The following is a 13,442-nucleotide window of genomic DNA, read 5'->3' as shown; positions in this document are numbered from 1 at the left end:
AAAAAACGCTCTGATATTTCAAAGTTTGACATTCACTTTAAATTATTAGAGCGCTTATTTTTGATATCAGTTATGTTCAAGTAGTTTTAATTTATAATCATATATAGATTGTAAGTTGCCGTCTTTCTTTTTGATAATAATATGTTCTTTGGATATTTGGGTAGGTGAGGCTGCACCTACCGCAGCGGCGATGTTAAATAACCCTTCGTGTAAACTGGTTACAAAATTAGTGACGCGATATTCTTTTTCTTCTATAATTAGGCCTTTTTCTCGTTTAGGGTCAGTGGTTGCGACGCCTACTGGACATGTGTTCATATGACATTGTCTACTCATAATACACCCGACGCTAATCATCATACCACGTGCAACATTGACTAAATCAGCACCTAAACCTAAAGCAATGGCGATTTTATCGGGTGTTACAAGTTTACCTGATGCAAAAATTTTGATGTGTTTACGAATACCATATTTTTCTAAAGTACCTGTCAATATAGGAAGAGCAGTGAACAATGGTAGACCCACGCTATCTTGTAATTCTTGGAATGTTGCGCCGGTTCCACCTTCACCGCCATCAACCGTAATGAAGTTAGGGTATTGATCTGTTTCAATCATAGTCCGCACAAGTGTTTCTACTTCTGAAACTTTACTTATAACCATTTTAAACCCAACAGGTTTTTGGCCATGTTGTTGTAGTTTTGTTATCCAATCCAATAAATCTTTAGAATTATTAATCGATTCAAAACGGTTTGGTGAATTAATCGTTTTCCATGGTTCTACTTTACGAATTTTTGCGATTTCTTCTGTCACTTTATTACCTTGCATATGGCCACCACGTGTTTTCGCACCTTGGGCCAATTTAATTTCAAATGCTTTTATAGTCGTTTGTTTAGCCAAATTTAAAAAAGCATCCATATCAAATTGGCCATCTTCATTGCGAACACCAAATAAACCAGGCCCGATTTGGAAAATGATATCAACATTTCCAGATAAATGGTGTTTAGACAAACCACCTTCACCAGTATTCATCCAAGTTCCAGCTCGTCCTAATCCTTTTGATAGTGCTCTGATGGCATGACTTCCTAAAGCACCATAACTCATTCCAGATTGACCAACTAAACGTTTTAATTTAAACGGATGCTTTAATTCAGAACCTATGATAATGGCGTCTTCATCTGCTAAATAAAAAGGATCGATTTCTGCTTCAATCCGATGTTCATCTCGATCAAATAAGCGTTCGTTATCAATGGTATAAATAAATGACGAAATCATAGGTGACTGATCAATATGTAATTCTGTAGATTGTAATGGAAACATGGTATTTTGAATATAAAACCCATCTTCATAGTCATTTTGCGTGCCATAACTCGTCATTCTCGAATTATATTTTCCAGCTAATACAATATTAGTGAAATCATTTCTGGAAAAAGGTTTTCCTTTAGTATCTGCTAAAAATAAATATTGACGCAACTCAGGCCCTATTTTTTCACCGAAATAGCGAATACGCGCTAATAATGGATAATTGCGTAACACACTATGTTGTTTTTGGCGCTTATCTTTTATAAGTAAGATAGCCCCTAAAATTAGTACACTTAATATGAAAATAACAATGATAATGTTAACGATGAACTGCAAAATGGACAGTATAGTCATGTAACATTCCCCCTTTATATAATTATATACTACAATAAATCATACATTTTACAATGATATAAATATGTTATTCGAAATTTTATTTTTAAAAATACAAAAATTATAAAGTAACTTATAATTGAGGTATAGAATTATGTTATATTATTGATAAATAATCATAAGGAAGGTGTCATATGACTGACAAGCCATCAGAATCTCATATTACTCAATTTACACATACAAATATATGGCAAAAACAAAAAGTAGTAAAAAGAGATTTCTGGTTAATCCCCATTTATATCTTAGCGAATAATATCATACCGCTAATGTTATTAATATTTTTATTAGCCTTATACTCTGCTTTTAATTTAGATGATACTTCGCTTTTTAGTAATCATAATGTATTGATTATTGGCGGTGTCATAGCAGAAATAAGTATTATTTTCAGCTTTTATTTGATGCATATAAACGATAATTTGAAAACAATGACTACAAAAAGATTCAAACAAGTTCGTAAGTATGTACTTGTTATTTTTATTACATACATTTCTACTATTGGATTAAATAGTTTTTATGATTGGCTTATGACACTTTTACCAGAAACTTTGCAATATAGTGAGACGCAAAACCAAATGATATTGGAGGATATGTTTGAAAATAATTGGATGCTTCCCTTTTTATTTGTGGACATTGTTGTTTTGACGCCAATCATTGAAGAATTATTATTTAGACATTTAATTATTCATGAATTAGGTAAAAAAATAACGTATGGTGTTGCAAGTGTACTCTCTGTTATATTATTTGCTGGTATACATGTATTAGGCGCAACATCGCCATTTGAAATTGGTAGTTATATATTTATTGCGTTAGGATTAGTATTTGTATATTTAAAAAGTGGTAAAAATTTAGCTGTTTCAATCTCTTTACATGCTTTCAATAATTTAATTTCTTTTATTGCTATAGTCTTTTTAAAATAAATAGTTATTTCATTTAATGGCATATTGAGAGTATAGATTAAAGTTATTTAACTTTTTCTAATGAATGACATAATAAAGTAATTATATTAGGGAATACGACTTATATATGTATTTAGGAGGTTCAAAATGTTAGAACTCAGAAATGTTTCATATCAAATAGATAACCGTAAAATCATTCAAGAGATTAATTTGAAAATAGAATCAGGGGAAACGATTGCTGTTGTTGGGCCTTCTGGAAGCGGTAAAAGTACATTATTTCGCCTAATTAATAATTTGATAAGTCCAACGCAAGGAGAATTATATCTAAATGGGGACGCATATGAAACGATTAACCCAGAAGAATTACGTATGGAAGTGAGTTATTTGCTACAAGAAAGTGATTTGTTTGATAGAACGATTGGCGATAACTTAGCTTTCCCTGCTAATATAAGAAACGATAAATTTAATCGTAAAAGAGCTAAAGCACTATTGAAAGCGGTTGGTCTAGGACACTATAACTTTAATACCAGTGTAAGTCATCTTTCTGGTGGAGAGCGACAACGTATAACCATAGCTAGACAGTTAATGTATAAACCAAAAATATTATTACTAGATGAAGCTACGAGTGCTTTAGATATACATAATAGTGAAAAAATTGAATCTCTCATTTTTAAACTTGCCGATGAAGGTGTAAGTATATTGTGGATTACACATAGTAATGACCAAAGTATGAGACACTTTCAAAAACGCATTAGAATCGTTGATGGTCAAATAGAGAAGGAGGAGGATTTAAGATGAGCACGACAGCTTTAGTACTTACCGGCACACTCTTACTTTTCCCAATTATCGTCTCATATAAAGAGAAGTTACATATCATAAAAGATTTGTTAATTGCTACTATTAGAGCGGTCGTTCAATTAGTTATCTTAGGTTATTTACTTCATTTTATATTTGATGTAAATCAAGCTTGGTTATTATTATTATTTGTCTTAATCATAATTGTTAACGCCTCTTGGAACACTATTAGTAGGGCTTCGCCAGTCATGCATAATGTTTTTTGGATTTCTTTCATTGCTATATTTGTCGGGGTTGCGTTACCATTATTTGGGGTTATATTAACTGGAGCAATTGATTTTAAACCCAATGAAGTTATTCCGATAGCAGGAATGCTTGGAAGTAATGGGTTGATTGCTATTAACCTTGCTTATCAAAATTTAGACCGTGAATTCGTGAAAGAAATGAGTCAAATAGAAGCAAAATTAGCATTAGGCGCAGATCCAAAACTATCTTCAAAAGGTACAATACGTGAAAGTATAAAAACAGCGATTGTACCAACGATTGATTCTGTGAAGACATATGGTATTGTGTCTATACCAGGTATGATGACTGGTTTAATTATTGGCGGTGTAGCACCATTAGAAGCAGTGAAATTTCAACTGATGGTCGTGTTTATTCATACGACTGCAACTATTATGTCAGCATTGATTGCAACTTATTTAAGCTATCGTCAATTCTTTAATCAACGCGATCAATTAATTGGCCGTCATATATCAGAAGATAATCGATGAAAATGTATATGATTGGTACAGTACATGTCTAGCTATAATGCATGCTAGTTATATATGCGAGAGAACTACAAAACGATGCACGATTTAGAAATAACTTGATTGCTGATTGCCCATTTATTTACAATCAATTTGTGCGGCAGGGGACAGAACAGGAGACCAAATTCAATTTTGGATTTCTGTTCGTTTCCTGCCTTTAATTTGGAAATTAAAAATTTTACATATAGTGACATATTCATATATATTGACGAATGGTTTATAATAAAACAGTTATAAAATTTTTGAAATCAAAGCAAAGAGAGGAGGATATTTATGTCAATTATGCGTATTATTACGTTTATTTTAAGTATATTTATTGTTGGAATGGTCGAAATGATGGTTGCAGGGATTATGAATTTAATGAGTAATGATTTACAAGTCTCTGAACCTGTCATAGGGCAATTAGTAACTTTATATGCTATTACATTTGCCGTAGCTGGTCCTATATTAGTGAAGTTAACCAACCGTTTTTCACCACGAAAGGTTTTAATATGGGCTTTAGCAGTGTTTGTTGTAGGAAATCTTATTATTGCTATAGCGCCTAACTTTTCTATTCTAGTAGTCGGACGAATATTATCATCTGCAGCAGCTGCTTTAATTGTAGTTAAAATACTAGCGTTAACAGCCTTGTTAACTGCACCTCAACACCGTGGCAAAATGATAGGTATTGTGTATTCAGGCTTTAGTGGCGCAAACGTTTTTGGTGTACCGATTGGCACAATTATAGGTGATTTAGTTGGTTGGAGATATACATTTCTATTTATTGTTGTTATTAGTATACTTGTAGGGGTTTTAATGTATGCGTATGTTCCGAAATTAAGCAGTTATCCATCTACCAATACAGAAACAGATTCGAAACGTTCAAGTAGTTATTCTAAAGTGCTGAGACCAGTTGAAGTAACAAAATACTTAGGTATCACATTCTTATTATTAGTAGCGAACTCAGTTACATTCATATATATTAATCCATTGATGCTTTCTGGGGGACATGATCTGTCATTTGTTTCTGTTGCATTATTAATTAATGGTGTAGCAGGTGTAATAGGTACCTCAATGGGTGGTTTTTTATCGGATAGACTTACAAGTAAACGTTGGTTAATTATCGCTACTACTATATTTATTATCATGATGCTTATCCTTAATGTTTTCTTACCAGGAACAGGCTTATTATTAATGGTTATCTTTATTTGGAATATTATGCAATGGAGTACTAATCCAGCTGTTCAAAGTGGTATTATTGAACATGTTGAAGGTGATACAAGCCAAGTAATGAGTTGGAATATGTCCAGTTTAAATGCCGGCATCGGTATTGGCGGTATTGTGGGTGGTTTAGTTGTATCTAATTTAAACGTATATGCAACTACCTACTTCTCAGCTGCGATTGCTATCGTAGCATTCATTTTAGTGGTTAGCCTTAAAAATGTCGCAAAATATAAAAATACTCAAATAAACACATAGAAAACAGCGGAGCCAAAAGGCTTCGCTGTTTTTATAAAGTGCATATTAAAAAGTTACAACGCCGATTAACATAGCAATGAGTAACATTACGATTGCAAATCCCCAAACCCAGAAGAAAGCATACTTAATATAAGTACCCATGTTTGCTTCTGCAAGACCTATAGCTAACCATAGCGCTGGTGAAAATGGACTGACGAATGTTCCTATAATATTACCAATAACCATAGAATAAGCTGTAGAAATACTAGGTACACCGAATTGACTTGCTGTTTGTTCTACGATTGGTAATACAGCAAAGTAATAAGCATCCGTACTCGTTAATAAATCTAGAGGTACACCAAATATACCCACTATAATATGTAAATACGGACCTACTGCGTCTGGAATAATATGAATAAAGCTGAGTGCAATAGATTCTAACATACCAGTTTCATTTAATACCCCTAAGAACATGCCTGCTGCAATGATAACTGCAGCCATCATTAAAGCATTTGGCGCATGCGCTTTTAAACGACTCATTTGTTCATCGACATTTGGGAAATTAATAATTAAAGCAATTGCAACACCAATCATAAATGCGAATTCTGGTGGAGCAATGTTAGCTAACATTGCTACAATGACTGCGATGGTTAATGCGACGTTCACCCAATTAATCCAAGGTTTTGTAACAGCAACACCACGGATAGGGAACTTAATATCTTGATCATGCTCATAAATTTCTACTAATTTATGTATGTCCACGTCTTGAGTATCTGGTAATTTACCAGAACGAATATCACGGCTGATGCGTGTTTTTTCTCTGAAACCTAAATATACAGCAAATATGAGTATAAGGAAGAACCCTATAATTTGAATAGGAATAACACCATACCATAGCTCGTTCACGTTTTTTATGTTTAAGACTGAAGCCGTACGCGCCATCGGGCCGCCCCAAGGTACCATATTCATAATAGCGGCACTTAAAGCAAGTAATAAAAGTAATAGATATCGATTCATATTTAAGGCTTTATACAGTGGTAATAATGCAGGAATTGATAGCAAGAATGTTGTTGCACCTGCACCATCTAATTGCGCGAACGTACCAATGATTGCTGTGACAATACAGACGATGATGACGTTACCTCTCGTTAACAAAATTAACCTTTTCACTAAAGGTTTAAATAAACCACTGTCACTCATGATTCCAAAGAAAATAATGGCAAAGATAAACATGATGACAACGTTGATTACTTGATCTAACCCACTATTAAAGAAATCTACTAAGTCTCCAATACTATAACCTAATATTAAAGCCCCTATACTTGGTATTAAAATCATACCTACCACAGGGCTGATACGTTTGGCTATCAATAAACCAACGATTAAAATGATAATAATGAGACCAACAATTGTTAACCAAATATTATCTTGTTGCATAAAACATCCCCTCCATAAACTTAAAGCGCTTACATAAATCATTTAACGCTTTACCACACACACTTAAAAAGTGATTATTTATAAGTGTAACAGAGATTAGGGATTGATTTTAATATTTTATAATGATTTTAATATAATTTTACTTATATTAAACCATAAGAAAAGCAAATCGCTACATAGATTAAAGATGTATTTTGATAAAGTGACTTATTTGAAAAAAGGGAGGCATGTTTGAATGTATTAAATAGTACATTGATACAAACTTCTTTGTGACTCTTATGTTTTTATAGTGTTTAACATATACATAACAATAGCATCCATTTTAAGTTTAATGGAGTGCTATTGTTGAAAAAGGTATTGAGACATAAATAATGTTTTAATCTTGAATATTGTGTTGGCAGGAGGTGAATGGAATAAAAATATAAAGCCTTACTTTACTAAAGAAAAACAGGTCTAAAAAGCTATTTCAAAAGTGCTACTTCTAAAGTGCTACTTCTTCATTTATGAAAATTAGTAGCACTTATGCATGAGTCGAAGCTCATGTAACCCACTGGGGGCTAGTAGCACTTATGCATGAGTCGAAGCTCATGTAATCCATTGGGGGCTAGTAGCACTTATGCAAGCAATTCGGCTCTGGACTATTTTTTCTAGTTCTTCTTGATGGCGTGGATAAACGAAATCATTTTATAAAAATTTGGTTTTTGTCCCAGTCCTCATTTTTTGGAACATTTTTAGCGAATTGTATAGATTCAATAGATAAGTTTGATTTTTTATTAGAAAAATGAGCAATCAATGCAGAAATAAAAATATATGCAAATGTTCCCATAATATAACCTAATTTCAAATCTGAAATTAGCAAGTATGATTGATAGAGTAAAACGACAATGGCTGCCGTAGCGATGACCACTAGTACTGGATAAGGCAATTTAAAGAAAGATTGCTTATAAGCTTCAGGATATTTTTTAGGTAATTGTGTAACAGCTAGCGCAGGGAAAGCAAATACGATAAGTGAAATACCTGTACCTAACTGTGCGACAACATCTAGAGACATACCACTTACAATTGGTAAAATTCCGATAATATAAAATATTAGTAATAACCAATGTGGCGTGCCAAAGCGTTTATTAACAGTGCCTAACGTCTTGGGCAAGTACCCATCTTCGATAGCAATTAATAAACTTTTTGTGACCCACGTGAATGTTGCGTTCAGAGTCGTAGCTAAAGCGAACATCGCTCCTCCAACCATAAAGCAAATAAATACTGGTGATGGTAGCACTTCTTTAGCGACACTTGTTAAAGGTCTGCCTGCAACTTCAGGTATTGGTAAAACCCCAACTGCAATAGAGGCGATAAAAGCATATAATAACCCTACAAAAATAGTAGCTACAACGATTACAAGTGGTATATCTCTCTTAGGGTTTTTCATTTCTCCACCAAGTTCAGCTACTACTTGAGCTCCACCTGTAGCGAATGAAACGAGACCCACTGCTGTAAAGAAACCAGTAAAACCATCAGGAAACATGGATGAGGTGCTGAATACGCTAAAATTAACATGAGGTAAACCAAAAAGAATAAAGAATGATAAAGCTAAGATTAAAGTTATTACCATTAAGTTACCGACGATTGAAGCAGATTTAATGCCCACGATATTAACTACAAACAAAACGGTGAGTAGTAAAAAGGCTACAGTTCTTACTGGAACACCAGGGAGTAAACCTTCAAGATATTGTGCAAAAGAAAGCGCATATAAAGATAATGTTATTTGTAAAAAGATGAATAATAATAACCAAAAAACACCTGTTTTAGGTGACAGTAAACGACTAGTATATTGATACATACCCCCTGTAGTAGGTAAACTAGAAGCTAAAATTGCTATAGGTAACATCGTAAGTAATGTTATAAGTGATGATAGAATGAATGCTGGCGTAATGCCACTTCCTGTCATTTGTATACCAATACCCGTTAAGGACATGACACCAGCGCCAATAATTTGTCCGATAGCAATACCCATAACATCAGATAAACCCAGCACTTTTTTTAAATGTTTTGATTGTTGCATTAGAACACCTCTTTATTTTATGTAAATTGAAAATAATAAAAGCATCATAACACAAATTATATTTAAATCATAGTAAACTAATCGGAAAACTTGGTTTGTTCTTTAGAATACTTTTGTAATGGCTTAAATTGCACTATTCATAGTAAAATGAAAATAAATAAAAAATAAAGGGTGAGTGCTTATGGTTGAAAAAAATAAAAATATAAAGGTAGATGCATTTATTGATGGATTAAACGATTGGCAAGCCTCTTTTAAATTACTTAGAACAATTTTGCAAGAAACTGAATTAGTAGAAGATTATAAATGGATGCATCCTTGTTATACTTTAAATCATAAGAACGTTGTAATTATACAAAATTTTAAACAATACTGTGCTTTGTTATTTGAAAAGGGGGCTATCATGGAAGACCCCTATCATTCATTGATTCAACAAACAAAAAATGTTCAAGCAGCGAGACAATTAAGGTTTGAAAGTCTAGAAGAAATCAAAAACAGAAAAGATGAAATTAAATGGTATATTGAGGAAGCGATTCGTCTTGAAAAGTCTGGAGAAAAGGTACCTATGAAAACAACAGAAACATATCATATGCCTGAAGAATTAAAAAATAAATTAGAAGCATCACCAGCATTAAAAGAAGCATTTAATCATTTAACACCAGGTAGACAACGTCAATATATGTACTATATTGGAAATGCTAAAAAGGCATCAACAAGACAAAATAGAGTTGAAAAATATATTGAGCATATTTTAGAAGGCAAAGGGATGAATGATAACTAATCGCTCAATAAATTGGCGTTTTACTATACAAATCAGTTGTAGTTTGTAAACACACATTGCATGTTTTGTGTGTTACAAATATAAAAAGGGTTGTATAGTTATATCATATGTTTAAGTTAGTAAAAGCACGTATCACCACTTGATTAAACTGTTATAAAGTTATATAAAAAATATAATAATGTTGCAAGTTGATAATTTATCGTTTATAGTTTGCTCGGATAAACAAAAGATAAAAATACAAACGAAATTAAATTATTTAAGGAGGTGTAGTCATGGCAAGAGCGTCTAAACGTACGCAACTATTACAAGCAGCAGCGGCTATTGTTAACGAACAAGGCAGTGAATATTTAACTCTGGATGCAGTAGCCAAAAAAGCAGGTGTAAGTAAAGGTGGTTTACTGTATCACTTTAAAAATAAATTTGCGTTAATACAAGGACTTGTAGATCATGCAGATGAATTGTATAGAAATAATGTCAATGAGCATGTACAAAAAGACGATCAAGATGAAGGTAAATTACTTCGCGCCTTTATTGAAGCTACAAGAGAACACCGTTCAGAAAATGCATCCATTACTTCTGGAATGTTGGCTGCACAAGGTATAAACAGTAATTTATTATTGCCGTTACAAGATACCTATAAAGCATGGCAAGATAAAATAGAACGAGACGGACTTGATAAAGTAGATGCGACAATTATAAGGTTGGCAGTAGATGGTTTATGGTTATCAGAGGTGTTTGGATTAGATGCATTAGATGAGTCAATGAGGTCAAAAGTTTTAGAAAGATTAACATCTTACACTGAAAAAAATCGAATGCGACGAAACGATGCATAAAAAAGTTAAAATTATAAAAAAATAATTAAATTCTCAAATCGTGAGAAGTACTGATAGTATAGGGATAAATGACGAGACATCATCATTTATCCCTTTTTTTGGCCGTTTTAAGGGTTGAAACTAAACCGTCCAGTTGGTACACTATCCCATGTGATAAAAACTCTGTTGGAGGTTTATATATGAAAAAAGTTATGCTAACAGCAGCTTTAACAGGTGCTGGAGATACTGTAGATAAAAATAAAAGTGTTCCTGTAACGCCTCAAGAAATTGCAGATTCAGCAATTAAATGTGCAAGAGCAGGAGCTACTGTAGCACACATTCATGCAAGAGACCCAGAAACAGGGGGTATAAGCCATGATGTTGAATTTTTTAAAGAAGCAGTCAGATTAATTAGAGAAGCTGATGAAGATATTATTATCAATATTACTTCAGGTGGTGGCGGAGACTTTATCCCTAACCTTGAAGATCCGTATACAGCGGCTAAAGGCTCAGATATGCAAACACCTGCTGAGAGACACGAAGCAATTGGTGCCTTATTACCAGAAATGTGCACGCTTGATTGTGGAAGCGTGAACATGGGAGATGCTGTGTATTTAAGCCCAGCAGATTGGTTAAGAAAACAAGCACAACTTGTAAAAGATGCAGGCGTAAAACCTGAATTAGAATGTTTTGATAGTGGACATATTTCGTTTGCTAAACAATTAGTTAATGAAGGCCTTATTGAAGGTGAACCAATGTTCCAATTCTGTTTAGGCATACCGTGGGGCGCTGAAAATGACGCGGAAACAATTGAATATTTTAAAACACGTATTCCTGACAATGCACATTGGTCAGCGTTTGGAATTGGAAGAATGCAATTGCCAACTGTAGAAGAAGCAGCAAAACGTGGAGGCAATGTGCGCGTTGGATTAGAAGATAATTTATATTTATCTAAAGGTGTCAAAGCTTCTAACGAGCAACTTGTTGAACGTGCGGTTGAAATATTAAAAGATTTAGATATAGAACCGATGACGCCAGCTGAAGCGCGCGTGAAATATCAACTTAGAGATCCAAAAGGAGGCAAATAATGAAATTTGCAGTGGTAGGTACAGGTGTTATAGGTAGTGGTTGGATTACGCGTATTTTAGCCCACGGTCATGAAGTGGTAGCAACTGATCCGAGTGAAGGTGCTTATGAAAGAATGTTAAAGCAAGTAAAACAAAATTGGCCATATGCTGAACAATTAGGTTTAGCAGAAGGTGCATCTTTAGATAAGCTTTCATTCACAGCAAATTTAGAAGAAGCTGTAAAAGATGCTGATCATATTCAAGAAAATGTTCCAGAAATCGAATCAATTAAAGATCAAGTATTAACTGAAATTGATGCTTACGCTAAGCCAGATGCAATGATTGGATCGAGTACTTCTGGAATTATGCCTTCAGAATTACAACAAAATTTAAAACACCCTGAACGTTTAGTGGTGGCGCACCCGTTCCACCCAGTGTATATTTTGCCATTGGTAGAAGTTGTCCCTGGCAAACAAACGAATGAAGCTACAACGGTTAAAGCTGAAGAAATATATGAAAGTATTGGCATGGATGTATTACATGTGAGACATGAAATTGAAGGTCATATCGCTGATAGGTTAATGGAAGCATTATGGAGAGAAGCATTACATATTGTTAATGACGGCGTAGCGACAACAGAAGAAGTAGATAAAGCATTTACACATGCAGCAGGATTACGTTACGCACAATATGGGCCATTTATGACGTTCCATCTTGCAGGCGGCGAAGGTGGCATGCGTCATATGTTGAAACAATTTGGACCAGCATTGAAAAAACCATGGACAAAATTAATTGCGCCTGAATTAACTCAAACACTATATGATGATGTCGTTAATGGCTGTGAAATAGCTTCACAAGGTCAGTCAATGTCTGAATTAGATCAAAAACGTAATGAATTCTTAGTTAAAGTAAAAAAATTAGCGGAAGCTTATTGGCCGGGAGATACTGCCTCAATGAAAAAAGGTACAAAATAAACGGAGGTTAATATGACTCAATTTCAATATCGAACAACTGTTAAAGATATTTGGGTAGACCATAATCAGCATATGAATGATGCTGAATATAATCGTGTATTTAGTGATGCTACAGATGCTTGGCTTGCGGAGCTAGGTTTAGATATGGAAGCCATTGACAAACTTCAGTACACCGTTTTTACTTTAGAGAATCATGTTATGTATTTAAAAGAAATTAAAGTAGATGAACCGATTACGGTAAAAGTGGCATTATATGATTATGATGCTAAACGGTTGCACGTATTTATGAATTTAGTAGATTCTCAAAACACACGCTGTGCAACGTATGAAGTGATGCTCATGGGGATGGACACAACGACTGGTAGACCATCAGCGTTCCCAGGAAAAATTAAAAATGCTATAGATGATTATGCGCAGTTGGGTGGGATTCAAGTAAAACCAAAAGAATTAGGACACCTTATTGGCATAAAACGAAAATAAAATTTTAGAATTAATTTTGAGCTATTGAATGTAAATTTACTTCAATATTTTAATAAACAAAATTTACAGTTATAAATTGTTTATTTTCATTTATTGAGTTATCTTAATATATAGTATGGATAAAATAAGTCGAAATTAATCTTTTTGACCGACACATGAATAAAGTAGGGCTAGTTGTGCTACATGTTTTTACTTATTTTCGGATTTGT

Annotated in this window: 12 protein-coding genes; 9 read left to right on the top strand and 3 right to left on the bottom strand. The window is 33.7% G+C overall.

What is annotated here, in order from left to right; all coding sequences use genetic code 11:
• Positions 1 to 66: 66 nt before the first annotated feature.
• Complete coding sequence (locus IEU88_RS01385) at positions 67 to 1,650, bottom strand: FMN-binding glutamate synthase family protein (RefSeq protein WP_096808475.1); 1,584 nt, start codon at positions 1,648 to 1,650, stop codon at positions 67 to 69.
• A gap of 173 nt (positions 1,651 to 1,823) precedes the next feature.
• Here IEU88_RS01385 and IEU88_RS01380 point away from each other — a divergent pair, with 173 nt between their 5' ends.
• From IEU88_RS01380 to IEU88_RS01365, 4 genes are all read left to right on the top strand, one after another.
• Positions 1,824 to 2,606: a CPBP family intramembrane glutamic endopeptidase gene (locus IEU88_RS01380; RefSeq protein ID WP_096808476.1), complete on the top strand. Its 783-nt coding sequence runs from the start codon at positions 1,824 to 1,826 to the stop codon at positions 2,604 to 2,606.
• 126 nt (positions 2,607 to 2,732) lie between these two features.
• Positions 2,733 to 3,383 carry an ABC transporter ATP-binding protein gene (locus tag IEU88_RS01375; RefSeq protein WP_096808477.1) on the top strand — a complete coding sequence of 217 codons (651 nt, stop codon included), beginning with the start codon at positions 2,733 to 2,735 and terminating at the stop codon, positions 3,381 to 3,383.
• Positions 3,380 to 4,153: an ABC transporter permease gene (locus IEU88_RS01370; RefSeq protein WP_096808478.1), complete on the top strand. Its 774-nt coding sequence runs from the start codon at positions 3,380 to 3,382 to the stop codon at positions 4,151 to 4,153. Before IEU88_RS01375 ends, IEU88_RS01370 begins: the two co-directional genes overlap by 4 nt.
• Positions 4,154 to 4,462: 309 nt before the next feature.
• Entirely contained in the window at positions 4,463 to 5,647 is a 1,185-nt protein-coding gene (locus IEU88_RS01365) for an MFS transporter (protein WP_103372835.1), read from the top strand.
• A 45-nt stretch (positions 5,648 to 5,692) separates the two neighbouring features.
• Here IEU88_RS01365 and IEU88_RS01360 read toward each other — a convergent pair whose 3' ends face one another.
• Together IEU88_RS01360 and IEU88_RS01355 are read right to left on the bottom strand one after the other, a co-directional pair.
• The gene (locus IEU88_RS01360) at positions 5,693 to 7,063 is read right to left on the bottom strand and encodes a CitMHS family transporter (protein WP_096808480.1); all 1,371 of its coding nucleotides are present in this window, start codon (positions 7,061 to 7,063) and stop codon (positions 5,693 to 5,695) included.
• Between the two features lie 679 nt (positions 7,064 to 7,742).
• A complete protein-coding gene (locus tag IEU88_RS01355) occupies positions 7,743 to 9,122 on the bottom strand; it encodes an APC family permease (RefSeq protein ID WP_103372834.1) in 1,380 nt (459 codons plus the stop codon).
• Positions 9,123 to 9,303: 181 nt separating this feature from the next.
• Between IEU88_RS01355 and IEU88_RS01350 the strand changes: the two genes are divergently transcribed.
• The 5 genes from IEU88_RS01350 to IEU88_RS01330 all read left to right on the top strand — a co-directional run bounded on the left by IEU88_RS01350 (position 9,304) and on the right by IEU88_RS01330 (position 13,233).
• A complete protein-coding gene (locus tag IEU88_RS01350; RefSeq protein WP_103372833.1) occupies positions 9,304 to 9,900 on the top strand; it encodes a YdeI/OmpD-associated family protein in 597 nt (198 codons plus the stop codon).
• Positions 9,901 to 10,172: 272 nt separating this feature from the next.
• A complete protein-coding gene (locus IEU88_RS01345; RefSeq protein ID WP_096808483.1) occupies positions 10,173 to 10,733 on the top strand; it encodes a TetR/AcrR family transcriptional regulator in 561 nt (186 codons plus the stop codon).
• 179 nt (positions 10,734 to 10,912) lie between these two features.
• Positions 10,913 to 11,800 carry a beta-keto acid cleavage family enzyme gene (locus tag IEU88_RS01340; RefSeq protein ID WP_096808484.1) on the top strand — a complete coding sequence of 296 codons (888 nt, stop codon included), beginning with the start codon at positions 10,913 to 10,915 and terminating at the stop codon, positions 11,798 to 11,800.
• Positions 11,800 to 12,753: a 3-hydroxyacyl-CoA dehydrogenase NAD-binding domain-containing protein gene (locus IEU88_RS01335; protein ID WP_103372832.1), complete on the top strand. Its 954-nt coding sequence runs from the start codon at positions 11,800 to 11,802 to the stop codon at positions 12,751 to 12,753. The genes IEU88_RS01340 and IEU88_RS01335 overlap by 1 nt, the downstream gene beginning before the upstream one ends.
• A 12-nt stretch (positions 12,754 to 12,765) precedes the next feature.
• Positions 12,766 to 13,233 carry a thioesterase family protein gene (locus IEU88_RS01330; protein ID WP_096808486.1) on the top strand — a complete coding sequence of 156 codons (468 nt, stop codon included), beginning with the start codon at positions 12,766 to 12,768 and terminating at the stop codon, positions 13,231 to 13,233.
• Positions 13,234 to 13,442 lie beyond the last annotated feature (209 nt).

This window comes from Staphylococcus nepalensis, from assembly GCF_014635045.1.
Taxonomy (GTDB): domain Bacteria; phylum Bacillota; class Bacilli; order Staphylococcales; family Staphylococcaceae; genus Staphylococcus; species Staphylococcus nepalensis.
The sequence above is the reverse complement of the archived record's forward strand: the minus strand, read 5'-3'. Positions and strand labels throughout refer to the sequence as shown.

Bases quoted from the DNA above. Each gene is read 5' to 3' on its own strand.
- IEU88_RS01385 (WP_096808475.1), bottom strand. From the start codon at position 1,650: ATGACTATACTGTCCATTTTGCAGTTCATCGTTAACATTATCATTGTT.
- IEU88_RS01380 (WP_096808476.1), top strand. From the start codon at position 1,824: ATGACTGACAAGCCATCAGAATCTCATATTACTCAATTTACACATACA.
- IEU88_RS01375 (WP_096808477.1), top strand. From the start codon at position 2,733: ATGTTAGAACTCAGAAATGTTTCATATCAAATAGATAACCGTAAAATC.
- IEU88_RS01370 (WP_096808478.1), top strand. From the start codon at position 3,380: ATGAGCACGACAGCTTTAGTACTTACCGGCACACTCTTACTTTTCCCA.
- IEU88_RS01365 (WP_103372835.1), top strand. From the start codon at position 4,463: ATGTCAATTATGCGTATTATTACGTTTATTTTAAGTATATTTATTGTT.
- IEU88_RS01360 (WP_096808480.1), bottom strand. From the start codon at position 7,063: ATGCAACAAGATAATATTTGGTTAACAATTGTTGGTCTCATTATTATC.
- IEU88_RS01355 (WP_103372834.1), bottom strand. From the start codon at position 9,122: ATGCAACAATCAAAACATTTAAAAAAAGTGCTGGGTTTATCTGATGTT.
- IEU88_RS01350 (WP_103372833.1), top strand. From the start codon at position 9,304: ATGGTTGAAAAAAATAAAAATATAAAGGTAGATGCATTTATTGATGGA.
- IEU88_RS01345 (WP_096808483.1), top strand. From the start codon at position 10,173: ATGGCAAGAGCGTCTAAACGTACGCAACTATTACAAGCAGCAGCGGCT.
- IEU88_RS01340 (WP_096808484.1), top strand. From the start codon at position 10,913: ATGAAAAAAGTTATGCTAACAGCAGCTTTAACAGGTGCTGGAGATACT.
- IEU88_RS01335 (WP_103372832.1), top strand. From the start codon at position 11,800: ATGAAATTTGCAGTGGTAGGTACAGGTGTTATAGGTAGTGGTTGGATT.
- IEU88_RS01330 (WP_096808486.1), top strand. From the start codon at position 12,766: ATGACTCAATTTCAATATCGAACAACTGTTAAAGATATTTGGGTAGAC.